This is a genomic window from Arenimonas sp. (genome assembly GCF_044348765.1).
Classification (GTDB): Bacteria; Pseudomonadota; Gammaproteobacteria; order Xanthomonadales; family Xanthomonadaceae; genus Arenimonas.
On sequence record NZ_JBIKSE010000028.1, the window covers coordinates 1 to 22,441 of the forward strand.

The window sequence follows — 22,441 nt, forward strand, 5'->3', positions numbered from 1 at the left end:
TCATCGGCACCCTGTCCTCGATTTTCGTGGCCTGTCCGCTCCTGCTCATGCTGGGCGTCACCAAACAGGATCTGATGCCGAAAGCCCGTGATGAAGAAGCCTTGAACGCGCGTCCGTAATCCTCGGGTTTCGGCCATGAAAAACCCCGCCATGGCGGGGTTTTTCGCATCTGAATCGGCTGCATTAGAAGCTCTTGCCATATTCCGACTGTGCAATGGCCGCCTGCAGTATCGGGTTGATGCGGACGTTGCCGGCGACGATGTTTCCGGCATCGAGAATGCGTTCGCCGCAACCCTTGAAATCACTGACGCGTCCGCCGGCCTCACGCACCAGCAGCATGCCGCCGGCCACGTCCCAGGCTTTGATGCCGGATTCGAAATAGGCGTCACTGCGGCCGCATGCCACATAAGCCAGGTCCAGTGCCGCTGAACCGGTGCGCCGGATGTCTTCGGCGGTGCTCAGCAGAGTTTTGCACAAATCCAGATGCGGGCCGATACGGCCGCGGTCGCGCGGCGGGGTGCCGGTGATGACCAGGGCGCCGGACAGGTCTTTACGGTCAGTGACCCGGATCTTGCGGTCATTGAGCAGCGCGCCCTTGCCCTTGCTGGCGGTGAACAGTTCATTTTTAATCGGATCATAGATGACCGCTTCGGTCGGTTCGCCGTTCTCCACCAAGGCGATGGACACGCAGTAGTGCGGAATGCCATGCAGGAAGTTGGAGGTGCCGTCGAGCGGGTCGATTACGAAGGTCTGTTTACCTTTGCCCATGGCGCCGGATTCTTCACACAGGAAAGCCGCCTGCGGATAGGCACGTTTCAGTTCCTTGATGATTTCAGCCTCGGCGAGGGAGTCCACTTCGCTGGCATAGTCCTGTTTGGTCTTCTCGAACACGTTCAGGCTGTCGAGCTTGTTCATATGACGTAAAATGACCGTGCCGGCCTGGCGTGCGGCTTTCACCATTACAGTGATGACGGGATTCTGCATGGGGACTACCCTTGGCTAAGTTGGAATAAGAACAGGATGCTGTCGAGCAACACCGTACCTATGATACCGCAAACCGCCGTTCGGCTGGAATGTCTGCCTGAATCCCGTTCATCCTATCGCGAAAAAAATCACCCATGACCTTGATTGACCCCATCCGCATCATCCTGGTAGGCACCCAGCATCCCGGTAATATCGGCTCAGCAGCGCGCGCGATGAAAACCATGGGGCTGAGTCAATTGGTGCTGGTGGCACCCCAGCGTTTCCCGGACCCTGAGGCGAATGCCCTGGCAGCGGGAGCTGAAGATATCGTGCAAAAGGCCAGGGTAGTGGATAGTCTGGACGAGGCTTTGCAAGGCTGCCGGTACGCGCTGGGAACTACTGCGCGCGACCGTGCCATCAGTCTTCCCGAACACACGCCGCGCGAAGCGGCGGCGGCTCTACTGGAGCACACTGAGTCCGGTGGGCAGGTGGCCTTGTTATTCGGTCGTGAGCGGACCGGGCTTGAAAATGAGGAGTTGATGCGTTGCCATGGCCGTGTATTCATTCCCTGCAATCCCGATTATCCGTCCTTGAATCTGGCATCGGCGGTACAGGTGCTCAGCTATGAAATCCGCCTGCGCCGGCTTGAGCTCGGTCAGCTGCCGGTTAAGGCAAAGATAATGGATGAATCCGAGCCGGCGAGCATCGACCAGCTTGAACGCCTGTTCGCGCATTTGGGCGAATTCATGGATGAAATCGATTTCCATAAAGGCCGTTCGCCCGACATGATCAATCAGCGTCTGCGACGGCTGTTCCTGCGGGCACATATGGATGAGCGTGAGATAAAAATCATCCGCGGCATGTTATCGGATACACAGCGACTATTGGCTCAGAAGAAATAAGCCCAGAGTCTTTCGAGAACACTGATGATATAGCCCGAAAATTCCGCCAGAATGATGATTTCAATGATGCCCATGATCCATCCGAGGCCGAGCAGGATACCGTCACGCTCGATGAATCCGAAGCTGAAGGCGAGCACAATCAGTCCGAATGGATAGTTGGTCAGGGGAATCGGCAAGGCCAGCAGAATGCCGAGCGCCAACAGCAAAAGTCCGCTGAAAGCACGTGCCCAGGCGTGGTCAAACGAATATTCATAGCGCGGCTTGCACAGCTTCTCGATCCATTTCAACCATGGATCGAACCGGCGCTGGAAATTGATGATATGCGTGCGCTTGAAGGTTTTACGACCGATGAATTTCGGTATCCAGGGATGTTCGAATTGCCACATCAACTGTAGTCCAATCAAGGATGTCAGCAGGCCGCTGAAGGCCCCTTGGCCGGCAGGAATTGGAATGAACACCGGAATCAGAACAAACAACAGAAAAAGGCCGTAACTGCGGTGGCGGAAGCTGTCCAGAACCAGATCAAAGCTCAGGTCATCATCCGGACTGCCATCAGCCAGATGTTGCAGCAGGATACGGGTGCTAATTTCATGGCTCATCGGCTTAGTGATCGAACGCGGCGTCAACGACCGGCTTGCGGCCAATCAGGAGCTTGTCGATGCGGGCGCCGTCGAGGTCGATGACTTCGATACGCCAGGCCCCGAACTCGAAGACTTCCCCGGTATGCGGTATCCGGCCGAAGTGCGCAATGACCATCCCTGCGACTGTGGTGAAATCGTTATCGTCTTCTCCAGGAAGGGCTTGCACATTGAGCAGTTCACGCAGATCTTCCACGGCTAAACGTCCGTCGATTAGCCAGCTGCTATCCTCGCGCTCCACAATCAGCGCTTCATCTTCGGCATCTTCCATGCCCTGGATGCGCCCAAGCACGGCACCGATCAGATCGTTGACGGTAACCATACCGAGGATGTCGCCGTATTCATCGACGACCAGGGCCAGGGTCTGCTGTTCTTCGCGGAAGATCTCCAGCAAACGTAGGGCATTGGTGGATTCTGAAACGAACAGCATAGGGCGCAGGACCCCAAACAACTCCTTGTTGCTGCACGCTTCGCGGCCAACCAATGTTTTCGATTCAAGCACGCCCAATACGTTACTGTCATCCTTGTCGAAGACCGGATAGCGGCTGTAGGGATGTTCGCGCAAGATGGCTTGGTTTTCTTCCAGACTGGCATCGGCGTCCAGCCATATGATCAGGGTACGCGGGGTCATCAGCGACTCGGCGGTCCGATCGCCCAGGCGCAACACACGGTTCAGCATGTTGCGCTCATCGGCGTCGATCATGCCCTGCTCATGGCTTTCCGCTACCAGATGGCGGATTTCCTCGTCAGTGACTTTATCCTCCGCACGGTTATCCAGACCCAGAAGCCGCATTAGAAAGCGTGTGCTGCCCGCTAAAATGATGACGGCCGGACGTGCGATGGTGGCCAGGATCCGCATTGGAATGGCGACCATGACCGCGACCTTCTCCGAATGCAGCGTACCCAGACGCTTGGGCAGCAACTCACCGAGCACGACGGAAATGTAGAGAATCCCTCCGAAGCTCAGGGCGTAGGCCATGTAATCGGAATAGGGACCGAGCACTGGGATGTGTGCTAGCGCGGGTTGGATCCTGTCCGCCAGGGATTCACCGCCGAAGTAACCGGTCAACAGTCCTAGTAAGGTGATCCAGACCTGAACCGCAGAAAGGAAGCTTTCGGGGTGTTCCGAGAGCTCCAAGGCCGCGCGGGCGCGCTTGGATTCCTGCGCCAGCTGCTTCAAGCGGGATTTGCGGGAAGTCACCACGGCCATTTCTGAGAGGGCAAAAAAGCCGTTCAGCAGGACCAGCAGGATGACGAGGGTGATTTCAAACATGGATATCTAACGATTCCGGATCCAAGAGATAGCATACCTTATGGCGGTACGGCCTGTCGCAGGCATGTCACTGAACTGTAATATTCGTTTACAGTTGCCCTAGAATATCAACAGTTAATCCCGTGTTCAGGAGCCTGCCATGGCGGTGTCTGAATTTAAGCAAGAACGTATTCACGCGGTCATCCGCGCCCTGCCAGCCGGCAGTGTGTGTTCCTATGGCGCCGTTGCGGTCAAAGCCGGATTTCCAGGGCGCGCCCGTCTGGTAGCCCGCATCCTTTCAGAGTCCGAAGACGCCGGTCTGCCCTGGCACCGGGTATTGCGTGCCTCCGGCCAAATCGCATTTCCCGAGGGCTCGCCGATGTTCCTCGAGCAATCGCGCCGCTTGCGTGCCGAGGGTGTGCCCGTGGAGGCCGGTCGGGTGAAAATATCCAAGCGCGGACTCGATCTGGATACCTTGCTGTGGGCGCCGGAATGAGCCAATCGGGTATCATGAGGCATCCCCTTTGAAGTGACGGCCATGCATTTACCGAAAGTGACCCGCAATCTGCTTTGGATTATCGCCCTGGTCTATTTGGCGCAGCAGTTCCTCGGCGATGCGCTGATGCCGTTCATGCTTTGGCCATTCGCCGATGTTTTCGTCGGCACCGGTAGCGATGGCCTGCCGGTCAGCATGGGTTTTCAGCCCTGGCAACTGTTGACGTATGGTTTCATGCATGATTCGAGTGGATTTGGCCATCTTTTTTTCAACGGCATTGCGCTGTACCAGTTCGGCGGGCGGCTGGAAGAAGTATGGGGCGGACGCCGTTACCTGACGTTCTTTCTGGTCTGTGTCATCGGCGCCGGAATCTGCCAACTGGCGTTCATGACTTGGATGCCGGAAACGGCGGGACCGACTATCGGTGCCTCCGGTGGAGTTTACGGACTGTTGTTGGCCTACGGTATGCTATTTCCGCGTGAGCGTGTGATGCTGCTGATTCCGCCGATTCCGATGTCGGCACGCACGCTGGCCATCGTTTTCGGTGCGCTGTCATTGCTTATGGGGGTGACCGGCACGGCTGGCGGAATTGCCCACTTCGCTCATCTCGGTGGCATGTTGTTCGGCTGGCTGTTGATCCGTTATTGGAGCGGACAGGCACCATTTACCCGGAAACGCAAAGGTCCCTGGGGCGTTTAGCGGCTCTTCTTTCCGAACAAGGCGAATTCGGCGCCCACCACCAATCGCAAGGCCTCGAGTTTACCGGCATCCGTTTCCACGGCATGCTGCAGACTGGCTTCCAGCAGCATGGGATAAATCTGAGTCAAGCTGCGCATAAACGGCTTTAAATCGATTTGGCTGTCCCGCGAGCGGAATACGGCCTGCTCGCTTGGGGTGAATGCCGGCAAATGGTTGCCGCGTGCATCGAGAGCCATCAAGCGCACGGCTCCATCAGCCGATCGGAATACGGTCTCCAGCACGGCACTGCGTGCGGACAGAGTGTCATCAATCAGGAATCCGGCACTGCCGGCACGGCTCTGCAGAAAGCGTTCAAGCGCGATCTGCATGAGCGGGTGGCCGCCATGGATGGAATGTCCTTCATCGATGTTTTCATCGTTGCCGAATCGGCAGGGCGTGTTTTTGTCAAATTCAGGCTCAAGCTCCGAAGCTTCGGCATCGAGCAGAAAGACATGTTCCGAGACCGGCGTGAACCGGCAACCGTAGTGGTCGAGCAGCGCCATGGCGAACAGCTCGAAGCTCCCCTGGTCCAGAAGCCCGGCTTGCAGGGCGCGGCGGCGTAGTTCAAACAGGTAGGCGGCATCATACTGGCCGACCAGCAGGCGCAGTGTTGCCGGTAGATGCTGCTGCTCGGGATCGATGCTGCCTTCATGCAGTATTTCCGCGCCGCAGCGGTAATTCAACGTGCCGCCGGCGTCTTCGTTCACTGCGTCGACGGTGCATACGGAGCCATTCATGAACAGGCAGTCGCCGGGTTCGAAGCGCACGCGCAGCAGCGGCGAAGAGGCGTGGGTGAAATGCTTGAGTTCGCCGCAGCCGGTAAAGATGATGTCGGATTGCCGGGCGTCTGCCCTGAGAATCGTACCCAGTCCCAATTCGGGTTCGGCGCTCGAGATCCAGCGTTGTCCGGGCATGATATTCGGCATCGGCGCATTGTACCGGCTCTGCAATCGCGGTGTAAAGAAAAACCCCGCCGAAGCGTGGTTTTCCGGTAAAACAAAATCAATTACCAGATTGATACTTTTTTGTCGGTCTCAGTGACCAAGGCGTCGCCGCGTTGATGCCTGCATGCTGTTGCATCGGCGCCTCCATTCGATGGTGTTGAAGTTCGTCGATATGCTGCGTGCAGATTGGGATTCAAATGCACTAAAGACGATCGGTCCTGAATATAGACTTGCAAGTTGCAGTGGCGGTCTGTTAGTCTAACGTTGAATTGGTACAGGACTCCCATGCGTATGACGCCCCGTCTCCTGGCCTCTGTGGTTGCTTCTGGCGACCACCGTAGCCCGTATACATCGTTATTCTTTTTCCGACTCCACGCATGGGGTTCTGGCGCGCAGTTTTCCGCCTTGAATCTACCCACTTGGAGCTCCCATGAAAATCCTTGCTTGTGACGGCATCCATGCCGATGGCCTGAACCTGTTCAGAGAAGCCGGTTTCACCGTTGAAACCAGCGACCCCATCAAAGACCCGGCCGTATTGGCTGAAAAACTGCAGCAGTTCGACGGCATCATGGTGCGTTCGGCAACCCTGATTACTGCCGAATCCCTTGCAAAGGCGGGTCATCTGAAAGTCATCGGCCGTGCCGGTGCCGGTGTCGATACCATCGATGTCGAGGCCGCCACGGCCCGTGGTATCGCGGTCATGAACGCCCCGGACGGCAATACCTTGGCCGCTGCCGAACACGCGGTTTCGCTGCTGTTTTCAATGGCGCGCCATGTGCCGAGAGCCGATGCCGGCATGAAAGCCGGTGAATGGCCGAAAAACGGCTTGACCGGATTCGAACTCGAGGGCAAACGTCTGGGAGTCATCGGTCTGGGCCGTATCGGCGCGACCGTGGCCCGCAAGGCCGCAGGCATTGGCATGGAGGTCGCCGCCTATGACCCGTTCCTGCCCGCATCCGCCTCCGGCCGCATGAGCGTGCCGATGAAGACGCTGGATGAATTGCTGGCCTGGGCCGACATCATTACGCTGCACATTCCGCGTACCAAGGAAACCACCAACCTCATCGGTGAAGCCCAGATGCGCAAGATGCGCAAAGGCGCTTACTTGATCAATGCCGCGCGCGGCGGATTGGTGGATGAAGAGGCGCTGCTCAAAGTACTGGACGAGGGCCATCTGGCCGGTGCCGCACTCGATACCTTCGTGACCGAGCCGCTGCAGAAGGATTCACCACTGCGTGCGCATCCGAAGCTTATTCTGACTCCGCATCTGGGAGCTTCCACCTCGGAGGCCCAGCAGGCGGTCAGTACCATTCTGGCCCGGCAGATGATCGACTTCCTGAAAACCGGTGCGGTGGCCGGCTGCGTCAATCTGCCGCCGCTCAGCGCCGAAGCTGCCAAGGAAGTCGGTCCGTGGATGCCCTTGATGACCGAACTCGGTAAACTAGCCAGCCGACTGGTGCCGGCCGCCAGCAGTCTGCATATCACCTACGCCGGCCGGACCGAGGCCTTGGATACGCGTCCGCTCAGCCGTCTGTTGGTGGCGTCGATGCTGGGTTCCGCTTCCGGCCGGGTGACACCTGTCAATGCCTTGACCGAGGCTGCCGCGCGGGGTCTGCAGGTTTCAGAGACCCTCGGCGGTGATGGCGATGGATTCGATCGTCTGCTGCGTATTGAAGTGGCTGGTGAGCAAGGGCGCCGCAGTATTGAAGCCACCTTGCACCGGGGTCCGCGTGTGGTGCGTCTGGATGGTGTCGAACTCGATTTCGACCCGGGTGCGCATATCCTGCTGATGAAGAATGAAGACCGGCCGGGCGTGATCGGACTGCTGGGTTCGAATTTGGGCGCGGCCGGCATCAACATCATCAACTTCTCGCTCGGCGCTACCGGTGATGGCCATGCCCTCGCCGCAATTACGGTGGACCGTGAAGTATCGCAGGCGCAAGTCGCCGGATTGCGTACTATCCCAGGCATCGTATCCTTGGAAATGTTTTGAGGCTGCTCTGATGAAGATCATTCTTGCCCGTCATGGCGAAACCGCCTGGAATGCCGCCGGCCGATACCAAGGTCAGATCGATATCCCGCTTTCGGAAACCGGTGAAGCTCAGGCCGCCAAGCTCGGTGAGCGTCTGCGTGATGTGCCCATCACCCGCGCAGTCAGTTCACAGCTGGCACGTGCGCATAGCACCGCCGAGGCGGCTTTAGGAAAGAGCCGGAAACATATGCTTCAGATCGATCTGCGGCTGCAGGAAATCGCGCATGGCGATTGGGAAGGCTTGCTGGCACAGGAGATTGCCGAGCGTGATCCTATGACGTTCCAGGCCTGGCGGGATGCGCCGCAGACCGTGCAGATGCCGCAGGGCGAGAATCTGCAGCAGGTGCTGGACCGCGCTTGGGAAGGCCTTTCTGCCGCCTGTGACGGCCTCGGCAAGGATGACACGCTGCTGGTTGTCGCGCATGATGCGGTCAACCGCGTCCTGTTGTGCCGCATTCTCGGTCTGGGCCTCGACCGCCTTTGGTCGTTCCGGCAGGCGCCGACCACGCTCAACCTGCTGGAAGGCGATGATGTGGACAATCTGGCCGTGGTGCGCTTGAATGACTGCCAACACCATACGCCCCTGTTCGGCGAGGCCCTGCACCGCGCACTGTGATGAAATGTTCGCTCGATCAATGGCTGACCTATCAGCTCGGCACCCATCCGCAGGCCATCGCGATGGGCCTGGAGCGTGTGCGTGCCGTGGCGGAACGCTTGCAGCTGCTGAGCTTGCCGTGTCCGGTCATTACCGTTGGCGGTACTAACGGCAAGGGCTCCACGGTGGCCTATATCGAAGCGATTGCGCAGGCATCGGGATACCGAGTCGGGGCCTTCACGTCACCGCATTTTCTGCGCTACAACGAACGTATCCGTATCGAGGGTATTGAGGTTCCCGATGCCGACCTGGTCGCTGCCTTCGAAGCCATCGAGACGGCGCGGGCGGAAGTTCCCCTGACGTATTTCGAGTTCGGTACCTTGGCGGCCCTGTTTCTGTTTGCCCGCGCCGGGTTGGATCTAGCGATACTCGAGGTCGGTCTGGGCGGCCGTCTGGATGCGGTCAACCTCATTGATGCCGATGTCTCAGTGATTACCACCGTCGATTTGGATCATCAGGCCTATCTGGGCAATGACCGTGAAAGCATTGGGCTCGAGAAAGCCGGCATCATGCGTGCCGCTCGCCCTTGCATTCTGGGTGAAAAAGATCCGCCCTCTTCGGTACTGCGCCATGCCTATGAAAGCGGTGTTTACTGCATCCGTGCCTACAGTGATTATCTGATCGACCGTTTCGATTCACATTGGGTCTGGCGCGAACCCGGGTTCAGTCTGGATCTGCCATATCCGCAGTTGCAGGCTCCTGCACAAATCCAGAATGCGGCCTGCGCCATCGCGGCCTTGCGTGCCTCATCCTTGAACATCGCCGATACGGCCTGGGCACAGGGCGTGGCCGCAACCACAGTGACTGGCCGTTTACAGCGCTGGCGGACTGATCCGGAGGTCATTCTGGATGTTGCCCATAATCCGCAATCGGTTGCGCAACTGGTGACCTGGTTGCAGATGGACCCGAAGCCGACCATAGCGGTGTTCAGCGCCCTGAAAGACAAGGATATCGCAGGCATGCTGGCTCAGCTTGCACCGCATATCGACTTTTGGCATGTGGCCGTTTTGAGTCAGCCGGCAGACCGGGCAATGTCGGCCCAGGACTGGCAGCAGCCACTCTCAACAGTATTGTCTGCGGCCGCCTACCGCATTCATGCCGATGTGGCCAGTGCCTATGCCACGGCATTGTCTGATCACGTCGGACAGCGCATTCTGGTGTTCGGCTCGTTTCATACCCTGGAAGCCGTGATGCGTCTCCCGCAGCCGGAGGTAGTCGGAGTATAATTGGTGCTTGCATCGGAGGTTCACATGGAAACACCGTTGAAGCAACGCCTGATTGGCGCCGTCGTCCTGGCGGCACTTGCACTCATCTTTGTTCCGATGCTGCTCAGAAGCCCCGATGTGCGCGATCCGGACAGTGCTGATGTTTCACTGAAGATTCCCGATGAGCCCGATGTCAATGGCATCAAGACCATTGAGATCCCTCTCGATCAACCGGCAGCTGCCGTTCCGGCGGAACAGCCGGAGTTGCCCGACCTTGAGCCGATTCCCGTCGTTGATGACGCCGTTGTGGCTGCCGGTCAGTATGCCGTGGTCATTACCGCTAGCGATGAAATCCAAGCCAAAGCCATTGCCGAAGGCCTGAAGGCGCAGCGGCTGGCGCCGATCATCCAGAGTAATGGCCAGCGTTTTCGGATCCGCATCGGACCCTATGTCAGCCGGGATCTGGCCGAGGCGGCACGTCTGCGTAGCACGGCGGTGGTTTCCGGCGGGAAGGTAGTGGCCATGGATGCCGTGGCTGTTGGCCAAACCGGATCCGCATCCGGGCCCATTCAGTCCTCCGCGCCAGCTAAAGCAAATGATAGCCTCGTGGCAAGTGCTCCGGTTGTTGCAGCCGCGACTAAGCCGGCCAGCGCGCCGGCGCCTTTGAAGAAGGCGGTGAAGCCGGAGCCTGCCATTGACGCCAAAGGCTTCGCCGTCCAGATTGGCGCGCCGGCAAATGAACAGGCCGCACAGGCGCTGCGCGACAAAGCGCGTGCCGCCGGATTCAGCAGTTACATCCAGCCGGTCGACACCGAATCCGGCCGGCGTTACCGCGTCCGCATCGGTCCGGAACACAGCCGAGAGGCTGCTACGACCCTGTTGGCATCGGTCAAGCAGAAAACTGGCATCGATGGCATCGTAGTCAAGCATCCCTAAAAGGTTTTTTATGTGCGGAATACTTGGAATTGTCGGTACCACGGATGTTGCTGCGGCGCTGTATGACGGACTCACCGTGCTGCAGCACCGGGGGCAGGACGCAGCCGGCATCGCTACCGTATCCGGTCAGCGCATCAATCTGCACAAGGGCAATGGGCTGGTCAGTGACGTGTTCGGACCGCAGCAGATGGCTCGCCTGCGCGGCCATGTCGGTATCGGCCACTGCCGTTACCCAACTGCCGGATCCTCGGGAAGTGATGAAGCCCAGCCGTTTTATGCCAACGCTCCGTTCGGTCTTTCGCTGGCACATAACGGAAATCTGACCAATACCGAAACCCTGCGCCGGGAGGTCTCCGATCAGGATCACCGTCATATCAATACCCAGTCCGATTCGGAAGTGCTGCTGAATGTGCTCGCCCATGAATTACTCGAACAGGGGCCATTGAGCCCCCAAGCGGCGCTGAAAGCGGTGGAGGGCGTGCACCGACGTGTTTCCGGTGGCTATGCAGTGGTAGCGACGGTCATGGGCCTGGGACTATTGGCGTTCCGCGATCCCAACGGTATCCGTCCGCTAGTACTCGGCAAGCGCGAAACACTGCTGACCGACGAATATGCAGTGGCGTCTGAATCGGTCGCGCTCGATATCCTCGGCTTCACCCGTCTGCGCGATATCGCGCCCGGCGAAGCGGTCGTGATTACTGATGATGGCAAGTTGTTTACTCATCAGGTAGCGCCCGGGCACAAACACACGCCGTGTATCTTTGAATTCGTCTATTTCGCCCGCCCCGATTCTATGATGGATGATATTTCCGTGCATAAAGCACGCATGCGCATGGGTGTCAAACTCGGTGAGAAAATCCTGCGCCTGCGTCCGAATCACGATATTGATACCGTCATTCCAATTCCAGATACCTCGCGGGATGCTGCGCTGGAAATCGCCAGCTTGCTGGGCGTGAAGTACCGCGAAGGCTTCATCAAGAACCGTTATATCGGCCGCACCTTCATCATGCCCGGCCAGAGTCAACGCGTGCAGTCGGTCAAGCGCAAGCTCAATCCAATTCCGCTGGAGTTCAAAGACCGTGTGGTGCTCCTGGTCGATGACTCCATCGTGCGCGGCACGACATCGCAGCAGATCGTGCAAATGGCGCGCGAAGCCGGTGCCCGTAAGGTTTATCTGGCCTCGGCGGCACCGCCGGTGCGTTATCCCAACGTCTACGGCATCGATATGCCGGCCGCTTCTGAACTCGTCGCGCATGGACGTACTGAAGTCGAAATCCAGCAGTTGCTCGGCTGCGACTGGCTGATTTACCAGGATATCGCCGATCTTGAGGATGCTGTTTCAGGACCGAAACGCAAGGTGGCGTATTTCGATTCGTCCTGCTTCACTGGCGAATACATCACCGGTATCGAGCCCGGTTATTTTGAGAAGCTGGAGCACGCCCGCAGCGACGCTGCAAAAGCAAAATCCGTCTAACTCGCATGGTGTCCGATCCGCGCCTTTTGGCCCGTGACGTGCTGATGGCGGATTCGGTAGCGTCCAAACTATCGGCAGTGGATGCCTTGGCCGCAATCGCAGAGGCCGGTTACGACATCGATGTCGCGTGCCAAGGCGTCGATGTAATCCTACCGGGTCGCCCTTATAAGCCGCAGCTGGTTCCGCCCAAGGCACTGCCCAAGCGTAGCTTGCTCCAGAATGAAGGCCGGGCTGCGCTGCTGCATGCCATCGCCCATATCGAATTCAATGCCATTGATCTTGCTTGCGATGCCGTCCAACGGTTTCCGAATATGCCAAACGGATTCTATGCGGATTGGATCCATGTAGCCACGGATGAAGCAAGGCATTTCCGGTTACTGCAGGAACGACTTGCCGCAGTCGGGTTCAGCTATGGTGATTTTGCTGCGCATGATGGCCTCTGGGAGATGGCGCTGCGCACCCGTCATGACTGCCTTGCACGCATGGCTCTGGTGCCGCGTCTGCTTGAAGCACGCGGATTGGATGTGACGCCGGGTATGATCGCCAAGCTTACCCAGGTCGGCGATGCGGAGTCGGTACGGATATTGGAAATCATCCTGCATGAGGAAGTTAGTCATGTCGCGATCGGTACGCATTGGTTCAACTACTGTTGCCGGGAGCGGGCCTGCGATCCGGAAAGCACCTTCCTCGATTTGCTCAGAGATGTCGGACGGGGCGCTTTGCGAGGGCCTTACAACGACAATGCTCGGCAGCTTGCCGGATTTACGCCCGCCGAGATGCTCGGCATCACGGCGCTGGCGAATGATGCAATCTGAGTGTGTTGCCGTTGCTGGCGAGATGTGAGCTCTGGGTATACCAGTCGCCCAGTACAATCCGTTCGGCAGGCAAGCCATCGAGCTCAAGCGTATGCCGCCCTGGTCGGTGCGTGTGTCCGTGAATCAGCCGAGTGACGCCATAATGACGCATTGTGGCCAGCACTGCATCCTGTGCCACATCAGTAATGACTTCCAGTTGCTGGGCGTCTTTCAGACCTTGCTGCCTGTTTTGACTCGACTGCCGGGCTTGCTCGGCAAAAGCGCGCCGCGCAGCCAGAGGTTGTGACAGAAACTGCTGTTGCCAGTCGGCATTACGGACCTGATTACGGAAAGCAAGGTATTCATGGTCCTCGGTACAGAGCAGATCGCCATGCATCAGAAGGGTGGGCGTACCGGCACAGGAAATGACGGCAAAATCCGGCAGTAATTGGGCGCCGACGCGTTTGGCGAACATGGGGCCGAGCAGGAAATCACGGTTGCCGCGTTGCACGTAAATACGGGTTCCGCTAGCGCGGCAAGCGGCGAGGGCATTCTGGGTCTGTTGCGCCAGAACGCTGTCATCGTCATCACCAATCCAGGCTTCATAGAGATCGCCAAGAATGAACAGAGCCTCGATGCTGCGGCAGTCTTGTGCCAGTAAATCGATGAATTGGGCCGTCGTCTCCGGACGGGCGTCATCCAGGTGCAGATCGGAAATGAATATCTGGCTCACGGCGTCTCTGCAGACCGAATCTGTCGAATGATGATCGGTTTTATCGGGGTAGCATCACCGATGCCGGCACGGGGGGCGACTTTGACGGCGCGCAATCCATCAATCACCTCCATGCCTTCGACCACACGACCGAATACGGTATAGCCCTGGCTCTGGGCATCGGTAGTTGCGACGAAATCGAATTGCGGATTGTCGACCACATTGATGAAAAACTGTGCACCCGCGGAATCCGGTTCATTGGCGCGACGGGCTGCGGCCACCGTGCCGCGCAGGTTACGTAGACCGTTGTTGGATTCACTGCGGATGAGTCCGCGGTCCGGCTTCAAACGGTAGTCGGCAGTGTAGGCGCCACCCTGTACCAGAAGATTGCCGATCACTCGGTGAAAGACGGTATTGTCGTAATGATTGGCTTCGACATAACTCATGAAATGTCGCACTGTCAGCGGAGCCTTGTCTTCATACAGTTCGATTACGACATTGCCGGCATCGGTGCTGAGCACGACGCGCGGGTAATCGACAATCGACACTTCCTGGATATCGCGTTCGCCAGCAGTTTCGACGCTGGGTATGGCAACTTCTTGGCTGACTTGGGACGGCTGTTTTCCGCAGGCGCTGACCAGAAGAAGGGTGGCGGTGATTCGCAAATAGAGTTTCATGAGTCTAGTTTAAAGCATTGCGACAACTCCGGGCTTACTGGTAGGTCCGCCCGTTATGCCTCAGCCAGCCACCAGGGTGGCGTCGGTTCGGATCATGATGCGTCCAGTGCACGATGCCGCCTTTGTCGTTCCAGACATATTCACCTTTGAAGACGATTCGGTCTCCGCGTTCAAGGCCGTCAATACGGGGCGCAAGATCGATGTTGTGCGCGATCAGCACGGTATGGCCATGGCCGGTATCGAGCAGGAAACGCTGGTGCCGGCTGCCCTGGGTGTCATCGGGAAGCACTTTCACGACGCGGCCCTCGGCCTGTACCGGCACATCCTGAAGCCGTCGGGAATAGGCCTCGGCGATGCCGTCGGCGCCACCGCCATTGGGCATGCTTTCGGTGCTTTCGACGGCAGTGGTAATCGGGCCGGAGGACTGCAGGGAATCGGTCGCACCGTACCGGCCGAGGGCGAAAAGCCCGAGCCCGAACAAAGCGATCAGAAGCCATTTCTTCATATGTCAGTCCGTGAGCGAGCGGGTGAACACATGGAACTCGGTATCCCGGACCCAGCCGTATTTCTCATAGAGCGCCTGTGCACCGGCATTGTCAATGGCGGTTGAAAGTTCCAGGGTGCTGAGCCCGAGTTTACGGCCAAGATCCTGCGAGGCCAACAGCAGTGCTGTCGCCACGCCGGAGCGGCGACCCGGGGCAGCCACAAACAGGTCATTCAGAATGGCGATTCGGCTGGTATGGGTGGAGCTGAAACTCGGATAAAGCTGGCTGAACCCGACCAAGGCATCGCCACGCTGTGCCACCAGAATCCAAGAATCGTTGCGCGTCAGACGTTCTTCGATAAAATCACGGGCACGCTCGAGGTCGGCCGGTTGCCGGTAAAACTGACGGTATCCGTCGAAAAGCTCGGCCAATTCACGCAGGTCGGTAGGCGTAGCCATCCGCACATTTACGTGGCTCACGCCTGAATCGCCGGGATGTGGGGCCGGCATACTGCCATGGCGGGTTCTGGAGGGCGAGATACAGGCATGTGCAGATGTTCCATTGCAGCGATTTCAGCCAACACTATGCCATAAAAGCATCAGACAGTGCCTGCAGCGCCTTCATAAAGTCAAGTTAAGCCTTGATTTTCCGGAAGTGATAGCTGTTCCGGGCGGTCTTTGCCTTGTTTGGCTGCCGGCATTTCTGACGCCGGAGCCTGAATCCGTTAAAATTAGGATGAATTTTCCTATGGCTATCCTATGACCTGCCGTACCCGCTTCGCTCCGAGTCCTACCGGTTTCCTGCATATCGGCGGCGCCCGTACCGCGTTGTATTGTTATCTCGAAGCGCGCCGTCGCAACGGTGTGTTCGTGCTGCGTATAGAGGATACCGACCGTGAGCGCTCGACGCAGGCGGCGGTCGATGCCATCCTGCACGCAATGGACTGGCTTGGGCTGGAATACAACGAGGGTCCGATTTACCAGACCGATCGTCTGGATCGTTACAAGCAAGTGGCTGAGCAGCTGGTCGCAGAAGGCAAGGCTTATTACGCCTATGAAAGCAAGGATGAGCTTGAAGTCATGCGCAATGAAGCGCTGGAGAGCAATGAAAAACCGCGCTATAACGGGGCTTATCGTGATGCCAATGCGCCCTTCCGCGAGGATCCAAACCGCGTTATCCGCTTCCGTAATCCACAGGAAGGCAGCGTGACCTGGGACGATAGCATCAAGGGCCGTATCGAATTTTCCAACAGTGAACTCGATGATCTGGTGATTTTTCGTTCCGATGGTTATGCCACCTATAACTTCGCGGTCGTGGTCGATGATCTCGATATGGGAATCACCGACGTCATCCGTGGCGATGATCACGTCAACAATACCCCGCGTCAGATCAACATCTATAAAGCCCTCGGCGATTTCATGCCACGCTTCGCACACATGCCGATGATTCTCGATCCGGAAGGTGCCAAACTATCGAAGCGCCACGGTGCCGCCAATGTCATGCAGTACCGTGATGATGGTTACCTCCCGCATGCCCTGCTGAACTATCTGGTTCGGTTGGGCTGGTCTCATGGCGACCAGGAAATCTTCAGCCGCGGCGAGATGTTCGAGCTGTTCAAAATTGAAGATGTCAATGCCAAGGCCTCGCGTCTTGATCCCGCGAAATTGAACTGGATCAACCAGCATTATCTGAAAACCGATGCGCCCGCGGATGTGGCTAAACATCTGGTCTGGCATCTGCAGAATGCAGGCTATGATCTGGTCAAGGGCCCTGATCCGGCCGAGGTGGTTGTGGCGCTGCGAGACCGTGTGCACACCCTGAAAGAAATGGCCGAGAAGGCTAAGTGCTGGTACTGTCCGCTGAGCGTGGCCGATATCGACGCTGTAGCTGCGGGCAAACAGCTCACTGCTGCTGTACGTCAGCCCTTGCATGTTTTCACCGGTAAGCTGGAAGCCTTGCCCGATTGGACGCTTGCCGGCGTGCATCAGGCCTTTGCTGATACGTTGGCGGAACTGAATCTGGCTATGGGTAAAGTCGGTCCGGCCATCCGTGTTGCCATCACCGGTTCAACCGCGTCGCCATCGATCGACCACACCGTTTATCTCTGCGGCCGGGGTGTGGCGCTCGACCGTCTGCACAAAGCCATCGGAGCGCTGCCGCAATGAGCCCGGGTGTACCGGCCTGCACCCATCCGCACCATCATGTGCATGATGCCGGTGCATATTTGGAGGCAGTGAAAGCCGTCAGTGCCGAACGCGGCCTGCGGCTGACGCCGATTCGCGAGCAGGTTTTGCGTCTGATAGCCCAAAGCGGCAAACCGGTCAAAGCCTATGATCTGCTGGAACAGATGCGCTCTGAGGTCGGCGCCAATGCGCCACCGACCGTCTACCGCGCACTTGATTTCCTGATCACTCATGGCTTCATTCACAGGCTGGCATCCATCAATGCCTTCGTGGCTTGTCATCATCCCAGCATCCGTCATACCGTCCCGTTCCTGATCTGCGACCGTTGCCAGACGGCTATTGAACTGGAAGATGAATCCATCGCCAGATCGCTCGATGCCAAAGCACAGGCGCTTGGCTTTGCACCGGGGGCTCAGGTTCTCGAAGTACATGGCCTATGCCGTAATTGCCAGGCTTCCGATTTTCCCGCATAAAAAACGCCGGCTTGTGCCGGCGTTTTTTATGCGGGAGAAGGCCGTAATCAGTTCAACAGACGCAGGGTGAACGGATAACGGTACTCCTGGCCGTTGAACCCGGCCATAGTGGCCTTGATCGTGCACCAGATCCACACCACAGCCAGAAGCAACGCTGCCGGGATGACGAAAATCAGGCCGATACCTAGGGTCATGACCGTCAGGAACACCGCAATCAGGGTGTACAGGAACATGCTGAAGTTGAAATTAAAGGCTTCAGTGGCATGGGTGCGGATGAATGCCGAATCGTCTTTCTTGATGAGCCAAACCACGAACGCGGCGATCATGCCGCCGACACCTGCTGACCACGAGGTCAACAGGGCCAGAACGAACGCGGCGACATGCACGCCTCCGGCCCAGTTATGTTGATTTTTAGTTGTATTATCTTCCACGTTTTGCTCCAGAGTAGGGGTTGAACGTGTTTACCTTAGCGCAAAACCGCGGGTTTTGCATCGGATTGGCTAGGGGGTGCACCTGAAATCGGCCAGCAGTTCTGCCCGGGCAAGGGTCTCCAGCTCGTGCCCGGTTTCACGCCAGGGTTCCTGCAGCGCCTTGTCGTACCAGTCGCGCATGCCGACCAGTGCCAGCAGGTGCTGCGCATAGGCCAATGACGCTTCGCTCAGGGGCAGGCCGTAACTCTGGATGCGGAAGGCCACCGGTGCATAAAAGGCATCCACGGCACTGAAATCCGAACCGGCCAGAAACGGTCCGCCGAAGCGGGTCAATCCGTCCTGCCAGAGCGCGTCAAGGCGGGCAAGGTCCGCCATCAGATCCGGTTTCAAGGCGTGTAGTTGCAGACGCAGTCCACAGTTCATCGAACACTGGTTGCGCAGGGCACTGAATCCCGAATGCATTTCCGCTGACGCCGAGCGCGCCCAGGCCCGCGCGACGCGCTGTTTTGGCCAGACACCGGCATGCGATTCGGCAAGATATTCGACGATGGCCAGCGAGTCCCAGATGACCGTGTCGCCATCATGTAAGCAGGGCACCTGAGCATTCGGCGAAAACCGGCTGAAATTGGCATGATTGGACGCCTCGAAGGGCACCAGGATCTCGGTGAACGGGATTTTAAGTTCGGTCATCAGCAGCCAGGGGCGTAGCGACCAGGAGGAATAGTTGCGGTTGGCGATATACAGGCTGTATTGGCTCATTCCAGCACCTCTAAGTGACATGGGCATGCACTATTGTCTCATACCTACGGCTTTCAAAAAAAAGCCCCGCAAGTAGCGGGGCTCGGTAAGCAGGATGGTGTGCTTAGAATAGGATCCGGAATCCAGCGCTGAAGGCTCTGCCGGGCAGGGGCGCAATTTCCTTGAGGAACGAGGTGTGCACGCGTGCTTCCTGATTGCTTAAATTGCGGCCATCAAGAAAAACTTCAAAGTCATTACCACCCAGATCCCAATGGTAGGTGAGGTTGGCATTGATCAAGGTGTAGCCATCGGTGACTTCTTCGCCTTCGGCCACATCGTCTTGACGGCTAACGCGCTGAGCGCCGAGACGTGCAGACCACGCATTACGTTGCCAGAGCAGGTCCGTACCAAAGCGTGCTGGGGCTATACGGGGCAGTTTCTGGCCATTGGTCAGACGGGCATCAACGCGATCGGCACTGCCACTCAAACGCCAAAGTCCGGTACTGTTGTCGACAAGATCAACCGAGGCTTCAATTTCCCAGCCTTTAAAAAGCGCATCATCCTGAGTCCAGAAAGCCACAGGAAGTTCATCAATCTCAGTATCAGTGGCGCTTAGATAAATGAAACCATCATAGCGGGTACGGTATAGCGAAAACTTGCCTTGGTAGCGGCCTTGATGCAGATGCAGTCCGATTTCGGCATTGTTTGCCGTTTCCTTTGTCAAATCGATATCGCCGATTTCATAGGTATTAGTGGCAATATGCGGTCCATCGGATAATAATTCTTCCGGCGTGGGCGCGCGTTGCGCACGATCGAAATTCAGACTTAGGTGCCAATTCTCAGAGACGTCCCAAATGCCGCCGAGTGCCATGCTGTTGGCGCTGTACTCCAGTGTCGGTACGGAAGCGGTTTCAATGCGAATACGGTCGTGGCGAACGCCAAGTTCAAGCTTAAATGACCCGAAAGCGCGTTCCTGCAGAAAAAATAAGCCCAAGTCGCGCGACTGAGAGGGGGGTACAAAGGCCTCGTCTCCTGCAGCGCTGAAATCGCGGTTGCCGTATTGCATTCCGATTGCACCATTCCACCCATTCCAGGTTTTTTGTACCGCCTCAAGGCGCGTTTCGTTGGTGTCGTTTTCAAATACCGTGCCAACTTGTTCACCCTCAAATTCGGTATGGGTATAATCGGTGCGGCTGTGGCGCATATTGATTTCACGAAACGCGCCAATGTCGCGCCAACCGCCTTTGAGGTCGATGCGGTTTTGCTTTAAACCGATACGAACTAATTCTTCTTCCTCTTCGTCCTCAGCCAGCGCCTGGATGCTACCTTCTTCATGTTCATGATGATGTTCATGATGCCCATGGGCACCGGGCGGGATGCCATAATCGCTCTGATAGCGGCTCAGTGACGCACCAAACCATACATTTTGGCCAAACCAGCTCACTCCCCCGCCAGCTCCGCGTGTCTCAAGTGAAGAGTTTGGCATGCGGCCTTTAGCAAACTCATCTAGTGTTTCACCTTCGTCTAAACCTTCCTCAATCAGGTCTTGGTGTAAGGCAAACCCGGGGATGCCGTAATCACCTGCATCACGGCGGAAGGCATCCAAATGCCAGGTTAAGTTGCTGTTCTGAATATCGCCATCAAGACGGGTCATCAGGGTCAATTCATCGCTGTTTTCACCATAGCGGATTTCAGTGCGGCCTTTGAAGTCTTCACCGATTGGCGCGGTGGGTATGCGGCCATCAACCACATTCACTGCGCCGGCAATGGCACCCGAGCCATACAGCAGTACCGCAGGGCCGCGAAGCACTTCAATTTGATCAGCCAAGAATGGCTCGATGCTCACGCCATGATCGGCGCTTAGTGCTGATACATCGGCCGAACTCATGCCTCCACTTAAGGTCTGGACCCTTGGGCCCTCTTGCCCACGGATGATGGGCCGACCAACACCGGCACCAAAAAAACTGGATTGCACACCAGCTTCGCGCTCCAGAGTTTGTCCAAGCGTACCTGCTTTCCGGGCTTCCAAGTCATCGCCAGTCAGTACGGACACCGGTCGCGCTATATCGTCAATTGCATTGCGTAAGGGCGAGGCAGTGACTTGCACGCGATCTAATGTTTTGGCTTCTTTATGCTCCTGTGATTCGCTGTCTTGGGCTATAACGGCGCTGGGCGCAAGCAGACTGGCAATGGCCAAGGTGAGTGGTAATGGCTTCATGGGGTTTTTCCGGCTCCTATGTTAAAAGTTACTTTATAACAATTAAAAATAATGATACAATATAACGAAACTGTCAACAAGGCCTATCGAACTATGCGTTTCCGGCGTTTTCTCGATCAATTCGGGTCCACCGCTTCTGTGGTGTGTGCCATCCATTGTGCGTTGCTCCCAATCCTGATTGCCGTATTGCCGGCCTTGGGTCTGAGTGCCTTGGCCTGGGCTGGTTTCGAATGGGCATTCGTCTGTTTCGCGACGCTGTTGGGCGGCTTCAGCCTATGGATCGGCTACAAACGGCATCGGGTCTACCGGGCCTTGGCGTTTATGATTCCCGGGCTGGTTCTGGTCTGGCTTGGTATTCTCTGGCCCGAAATCCATCACGATCTCCTGCGGCATGCGATTGTCATGACTGCCGGCGGCACTCTGATCGCCATCGCACATTTGGTCAATTTGCGGCTGACCCATGGTCATGTGCATGATGCCCGCTGCGGCCATCAGCACTAATTGCTTGGTTCAAGGGCTCCGGAGTGGTAATCTAGTGGCCTTGTCACATCATCACTCGAAGGAATCCGCACCATGGGCAAAGGCGACCGCAAGACCGCAAAAGGCAAACGCAATATTTCCAGCTACGGCAATGCCCGTACCAATACCGCCAAGAAAGCCGCGGTGCAGGTTGCCGTGAAGAAAGAGCCGGCCAAGAAAGCCGCTCCGGCCAAAAAAGCACCGGCCAAGAAAGCCGCCAGCAAAGCGTAAGTCTTGACTGCCGTAATCAAAAAAATGACCCGGCTGGGTCATTTTTTTTGCCCTCAGCCGCCTAGCATTCGGTTCCGCAGAGCAGTAGGTGACTGAGCAGACTGCCACCGAGCCAGTAACACAGCTCGGCAGGGTGCTGGATGTCCCAAAGTGCGAAATCCGCACGCTGTCCAATGGCCAGCGTCCCGCGGTCATGCAAACCGAGTGCACGCGCGGCATGAATCGTGGTGCCGCGCAACGCCTCTTCCGGCGTCAGGCGGAAATGCGTACAGGCCAGACCCATCGCCAGACGCAGCGAAAGCAGGGGCGCTGTGCCCGGATTGCAGTCGCTCGCTACAGCCATCGGCACCCGGTGCCGGCGGAAGGTTTGTACCGGCGGCGGCTGGGTTTCCCGTAATACATGGAATGCTCCCGGCAATAGTACAGCGACGGTTCCGGCTTCGGCCATCTGCCGGACTGCATCTTCGTTTGTATATTCGACATGATCGGCCGATAGGCCGGTAAATTCTGCGACCAAGGCCGCACCGCCGAGATCGCTGAGTTGGTCGGCATGGGCTTTTACCGGCAGACCGAGCAAACGTGCGGTTTCAAACACGCGCCCGCTTTGGGACGGTGAGAAGCCGATGCCTTCGCAGAATACATCGACAGCATCGATCAATCCCTCGGACTGCAATTGAGGCATCCAGGTGCAGACTGCGTCGATGTAATCATCGGCCCGGCCACTGAATTCAGGGGGCAGGGCATG

25 protein-coding genes and 1 pseudogene are annotated in these 22,441 nt (G+C 57.4%); 14 read left to right on the forward strand and 12 right to left on the reverse strand.

Annotation, left to right across the window (positions count from 1 at the left end; genetic code table 11):
- A pseudogene (locus tag ACIQ0Q_RS05885) lies at positions 1-119 on the forward strand (protein translocase subunit SecF); the annotation flags it as partial.
- A gap of 64 nt (positions 120-183) precedes the next feature.
- On the opposite strand, the gene ACIQ0Q_RS05890 reads toward ACIQ0Q_RS05885, so the two are convergent.
- Positions 184-984: an inositol monophosphatase family protein gene (locus ACIQ0Q_RS05890; protein ID WP_395772016.1), complete on the reverse strand. Its 801-nt coding sequence runs from the start codon at positions 982-984 to the stop codon at positions 184-186.
- Positions 985-1,118: 134 nt separating this feature from the next.
- On the opposite strand from ACIQ0Q_RS05890, the gene ACIQ0Q_RS05895 reads away from it, so the two are divergent.
- Positions 1,119-1,865 carry an RNA methyltransferase gene (locus tag ACIQ0Q_RS05895; protein ID WP_395772017.1) on the forward strand — a complete coding sequence of 249 codons (747 nt, stop codon included), beginning with the start codon at positions 1,119-1,121 and terminating at the stop codon, positions 1,863-1,865.
- Here the strand turns inward: ACIQ0Q_RS05895 and ACIQ0Q_RS05900 are convergent.
- Positions 1,853-2,464, reverse strand: a complete 612-nt coding sequence (locus ACIQ0Q_RS05900; RefSeq protein ID WP_395772018.1) for an exopolysaccharide biosynthesis protein — start codon at positions 2,462-2,464, stop codon at positions 1,853-1,855. The genes ACIQ0Q_RS05895 and ACIQ0Q_RS05900 overlap by 13 nt on opposite strands.
- Before the next feature lie 4 nt (positions 2,465-2,468).
- Positions 2,469-3,776: a hemolysin family protein gene (locus tag ACIQ0Q_RS05905; protein ID WP_395772019.1), complete on the reverse strand. Its 1,308-nt coding sequence runs from the start codon at positions 3,774-3,776 to the stop codon at positions 2,469-2,471.
- A gap of 139 nt (positions 3,777-3,915) precedes the next feature.
- Between ACIQ0Q_RS05905 and ACIQ0Q_RS05910 the strand changes: the two genes are divergently transcribed.
- Together ACIQ0Q_RS05910 and ACIQ0Q_RS05915 are read left to right on the forward strand one after the other, a co-directional pair.
- The gene (locus ACIQ0Q_RS05910) at positions 3,916-4,251 is read left to right on the forward strand and encodes an MGMT family protein (protein ID WP_395772020.1); all 336 of its coding nucleotides are present in this window, start codon (positions 3,916-3,918) and stop codon (positions 4,249-4,251) included.
- A gap of 42 nt (positions 4,252-4,293) precedes the next feature.
- The gene (locus ACIQ0Q_RS05915; protein WP_395772021.1) at positions 4,294-4,950 is read left to right on the forward strand and encodes a rhomboid family intramembrane serine protease; all 657 of its coding nucleotides are present in this window, start codon (positions 4,294-4,296) and stop codon (positions 4,948-4,950) included.
- Here ACIQ0Q_RS05915 and ACIQ0Q_RS05920 read toward each other — a convergent pair.
- Complete coding sequence (locus tag ACIQ0Q_RS05920) at positions 4,947-5,915, reverse strand: hypothetical protein (RefSeq protein ID WP_395772022.1); 969 nt, start codon at positions 5,913-5,915, stop codon at positions 4,947-4,949. The two genes, ACIQ0Q_RS05915 and ACIQ0Q_RS05920, sit on opposite strands and share 4 nt — an antisense overlap.
- Before the next feature lie 448 nt (positions 5,916-6,363).
- Here ACIQ0Q_RS05920 and serA point away from each other — a divergent pair, with 448 nt between their 5' ends.
- Genes serA through ACIQ0Q_RS05950 form a run of 6 tightly spaced genes read left to right on the forward strand, consistent with a single transcriptional unit; the run spans position 6,364 to position 13,050 of the window.
- Entirely contained in the window at positions 6,364-7,926 is a 1,563-nt protein-coding gene (gene serA / locus ACIQ0Q_RS05925; RefSeq protein WP_395772023.1) for a phosphoglycerate dehydrogenase, read from the forward strand.
- 10 nt (positions 7,927-7,936) lie between these two features.
- Positions 7,937-8,581, forward strand: coding sequence for a histidine phosphatase family protein (locus tag ACIQ0Q_RS05930; RefSeq protein ID WP_395772024.1), 645 nt, complete (start codon positions 7,937-7,939; stop codon positions 8,579-8,581).
- On the forward strand, positions 8,581-9,846 hold the full coding sequence (gene folC, locus ACIQ0Q_RS05935; protein WP_395772025.1) for a bifunctional tetrahydrofolate synthase/dihydrofolate synthase: 1,266 nt from the start codon (positions 8,581-8,583) through the stop codon (positions 9,844-9,846). The genes ACIQ0Q_RS05930 and folC overlap by 1 nt, the downstream gene beginning before the upstream one ends.
- 24 nt (positions 9,847-9,870) lie before the next feature.
- A complete protein-coding gene (locus ACIQ0Q_RS05940; protein WP_395772026.1) occupies positions 9,871-10,761 on the forward strand; it encodes an SPOR domain-containing protein in 891 nt (296 codons plus the stop codon).
- A gap of 10 nt (positions 10,762-10,771) precedes the next feature.
- Entirely contained in the window at positions 10,772-12,235 is a 1,464-nt protein-coding gene (gene purF / locus ACIQ0Q_RS05945) for an amidophosphoribosyltransferase (protein ID WP_395772027.1), read from the forward strand.
- 5 nt (positions 12,236-12,240) lie between these two features.
- Positions 12,241-13,050, forward strand: a complete 810-nt coding sequence (locus tag ACIQ0Q_RS05950) for a ferritin-like domain-containing protein (RefSeq protein WP_395772028.1) — start codon at positions 12,241-12,243, stop codon at positions 13,048-13,050.
- Here the strand turns inward: ACIQ0Q_RS05950 and ACIQ0Q_RS05955 are convergent.
- From ACIQ0Q_RS05955 to ACIQ0Q_RS05970, 4 genes are read right to left on the reverse strand one after another with little or no spacing between them, the layout of a single operon-like run.
- Positions 13,022-13,762 (reverse strand): UDP-2,3-diacylglucosamine diphosphatase, encoded by a 741-nt coding sequence (locus ACIQ0Q_RS05955; protein ID WP_395772029.1) that lies wholly within the window; start codon positions 13,760-13,762, stop codon positions 13,022-13,024. The two genes, ACIQ0Q_RS05950 and ACIQ0Q_RS05955, sit on opposite strands and share 29 nt — an antisense overlap.
- Positions 13,759-14,418: a peptidylprolyl isomerase gene (locus ACIQ0Q_RS05960; protein ID WP_395772030.1), complete on the reverse strand. Its 660-nt coding sequence runs from the start codon at positions 14,416-14,418 to the stop codon at positions 13,759-13,761. Before ACIQ0Q_RS05960 ends, ACIQ0Q_RS05955 begins: the two co-directional genes overlap by 4 nt.
- Positions 14,419-14,452: 34 nt before the next feature.
- Positions 14,453-14,923 (reverse strand): DUF3465 domain-containing protein, encoded by a 471-nt coding sequence (locus ACIQ0Q_RS05965; RefSeq protein WP_395772031.1) that lies wholly within the window; start codon positions 14,921-14,923, stop codon positions 14,453-14,455.
- 3 nt (positions 14,924-14,926) lie between these two features.
- The gene (locus ACIQ0Q_RS05970; RefSeq protein ID WP_395772032.1) at positions 14,927-15,361 is read right to left on the reverse strand and encodes a GNAT family N-acetyltransferase; all 435 of its coding nucleotides are present in this window, start codon (positions 15,359-15,361) and stop codon (positions 14,927-14,929) included.
- Between the two features lie 300 nt (positions 15,362-15,661).
- Between ACIQ0Q_RS05970 and gltX the strand changes: the two genes are divergently transcribed.
- Positions 15,662-17,068 (forward strand): glutamate--tRNA ligase, encoded by a 1,407-nt coding sequence (gltX, locus tag ACIQ0Q_RS05975; RefSeq protein ID WP_395772033.1) that lies wholly within the window; start codon positions 15,662-15,664, stop codon positions 17,066-17,068.
- Complete coding sequence (locus ACIQ0Q_RS05980) at positions 17,065-17,559, forward strand: transcriptional repressor (RefSeq protein ID WP_395772034.1); 495 nt, start codon at positions 17,065-17,067, stop codon at positions 17,557-17,559. The genes gltX and ACIQ0Q_RS05980 overlap by 4 nt, the downstream gene beginning before the upstream one ends.
- 47 nt (positions 17,560-17,606) lie before the next feature.
- Here the strand turns inward: ACIQ0Q_RS05980 and ACIQ0Q_RS05985 are convergent, their stop codons facing one another.
- The 3 genes from ACIQ0Q_RS05985 to ACIQ0Q_RS05995 form a co-directional block, all read right to left on the reverse strand.
- Positions 17,607-17,990 (reverse strand): DUF4870 domain-containing protein, encoded by a 384-nt coding sequence (locus ACIQ0Q_RS05985; RefSeq protein ID WP_395772035.1) that lies wholly within the window; start codon positions 17,988-17,990, stop codon positions 17,607-17,609.
- A gap of 69 nt (positions 17,991-18,059) precedes the next feature.
- A complete protein-coding gene (locus ACIQ0Q_RS05990; protein ID WP_395772036.1) occupies positions 18,060-18,749 on the reverse strand; it encodes a glutathione S-transferase family protein in 690 nt (229 codons plus the stop codon).
- A gap of 103 nt (positions 18,750-18,852) precedes the next feature.
- On the reverse strand, positions 18,853-20,946 hold the full coding sequence (locus tag ACIQ0Q_RS05995) for a TonB-dependent receptor (protein ID WP_395772037.1): 2,094 nt from the start codon (positions 20,944-20,946) through the stop codon (positions 18,853-18,855).
- 93 nt (positions 20,947-21,039) lie between these two features.
- Between ACIQ0Q_RS05995 and ACIQ0Q_RS06000 the strand changes: the two genes are divergently transcribed.
- Positions 21,040-21,447 carry a MerC domain-containing protein gene (locus ACIQ0Q_RS06000; RefSeq protein WP_395772038.1) on the forward strand — a complete coding sequence of 136 codons (408 nt, stop codon included), beginning with the start codon at positions 21,040-21,042 and terminating at the stop codon, positions 21,445-21,447.
- 72 nt (positions 21,448-21,519) lie between these two features.
- Complete coding sequence (locus tag ACIQ0Q_RS06005) at positions 21,520-21,696, forward strand: 30S ribosomal protein THX (RefSeq protein WP_395769183.1); 177 nt, start codon at positions 21,520-21,522, stop codon at positions 21,694-21,696.
- Between the two features lie 61 nt (positions 21,697-21,757).
- Here ACIQ0Q_RS06005 and ACIQ0Q_RS06010 read toward each other — a convergent pair.
- On the reverse strand, positions 21,758-22,441 hold a 684-nt coding region (locus ACIQ0Q_RS06010), incomplete at its 5' end, for an amidohydrolase family protein (protein ID WP_395772039.1).

Excerpts from the sequence above, each read along its gene's own strand:
- ACIQ0Q_RS05890 (WP_395772016.1), bottom strand. The coding sequence starts at position 984 with ATGCAGAATCCCGTCATCACTGTAATGGTGAAAGCCGCACGCCAGGCC.
- ACIQ0Q_RS05895 (WP_395772017.1), top strand. The coding sequence starts at position 1,119 with ATGACCTTGATTGACCCCATCCGCATCATCCTGGTAGGCACCCAGCAT.
- ACIQ0Q_RS05900 (WP_395772018.1), bottom strand. The coding sequence starts at position 2,464 with ATGAGCCATGAAATTAGCACCCGTATCCTGCTGCAACATCTGGCTGAT.
- ACIQ0Q_RS05905 (WP_395772019.1), bottom strand. The coding sequence starts at position 3,776 with ATGTTTGAAATCACCCTCGTCATCCTGCTGGTCCTGCTGAACGGCTTT.
- ACIQ0Q_RS05910 (WP_395772020.1), top strand. The coding sequence starts at position 3,916 with ATGGCGGTGTCTGAATTTAAGCAAGAACGTATTCACGCGGTCATCCGC.
- ACIQ0Q_RS05915 (WP_395772021.1), top strand. The coding sequence starts at position 4,294 with ATGCATTTACCGAAAGTGACCCGCAATCTGCTTTGGATTATCGCCCTG.
- ACIQ0Q_RS05920 (WP_395772022.1), bottom strand. The coding sequence starts at position 5,915 with ATGCCGAATATCATGCCCGGACAACGCTGGATCTCGAGCGCCGAACCC.
- serA (WP_395772023.1), top strand. The coding sequence starts at position 6,364 with ATGAAAATCCTTGCTTGTGACGGCATCCATGCCGATGGCCTGAACCTG.
- ACIQ0Q_RS05930 (WP_395772024.1), top strand. The coding sequence starts at position 7,937 with ATGAAGATCATTCTTGCCCGTCATGGCGAAACCGCCTGGAATGCCGCC.
- folC (WP_395772025.1), top strand. The coding sequence starts at position 8,581 with ATGAAATGTTCGCTCGATCAATGGCTGACCTATCAGCTCGGCACCCAT.
- ACIQ0Q_RS05940 (WP_395772026.1), top strand. The coding sequence starts at position 9,871 with ATGGAAACACCGTTGAAGCAACGCCTGATTGGCGCCGTCGTCCTGGCG.
- purF (WP_395772027.1), top strand. The coding sequence starts at position 10,772 with ATGTGCGGAATACTTGGAATTGTCGGTACCACGGATGTTGCTGCGGCG.
- ACIQ0Q_RS05950 (WP_395772028.1), top strand. The coding sequence starts at position 12,241 with ATGGTGTCCGATCCGCGCCTTTTGGCCCGTGACGTGCTGATGGCGGAT.
- ACIQ0Q_RS05960 (WP_395772030.1), bottom strand. The coding sequence starts at position 14,418 with ATGAAACTCTATTTGCGAATCACCGCCACCCTTCTTCTGGTCAGCGCC.
- ACIQ0Q_RS05965 (WP_395772031.1), bottom strand. The coding sequence starts at position 14,923 with ATGAAGAAATGGCTTCTGATCGCTTTGTTCGGGCTCGGGCTTTTCGCC.
- ACIQ0Q_RS05970 (WP_395772032.1), bottom strand. The coding sequence starts at position 15,361 with ATGGCTACGCCTACCGACCTGCGTGAATTGGCCGAGCTTTTCGACGGA.
- gltX (WP_395772033.1), top strand. The coding sequence starts at position 15,662 with ATGACCTGCCGTACCCGCTTCGCTCCGAGTCCTACCGGTTTCCTGCAT.
- ACIQ0Q_RS05980 (WP_395772034.1), top strand. The coding sequence starts at position 17,065 with ATGAGCCCGGGTGTACCGGCCTGCACCCATCCGCACCATCATGTGCAT.
- ACIQ0Q_RS05990 (WP_395772036.1), bottom strand. The coding sequence starts at position 18,749 with ATGAGCCAATACAGCCTGTATATCGCCAACCGCAACTATTCCTCCTGG.
- ACIQ0Q_RS05995 (WP_395772037.1), bottom strand. The coding sequence starts at position 20,946 with ATGAAGCCATTACCACTCACCTTGGCCATTGCCAGTCTGCTTGCGCCC.
- ACIQ0Q_RS06000 (WP_395772038.1), top strand. The coding sequence starts at position 21,040 with ATGCGTTTCCGGCGTTTTCTCGATCAATTCGGGTCCACCGCTTCTGTG.
- ACIQ0Q_RS06005 (WP_395769183.1), top strand. The coding sequence starts at position 21,520 with ATGGGCAAAGGCGACCGCAAGACCGCAAAAGGCAAACGCAATATTTCC.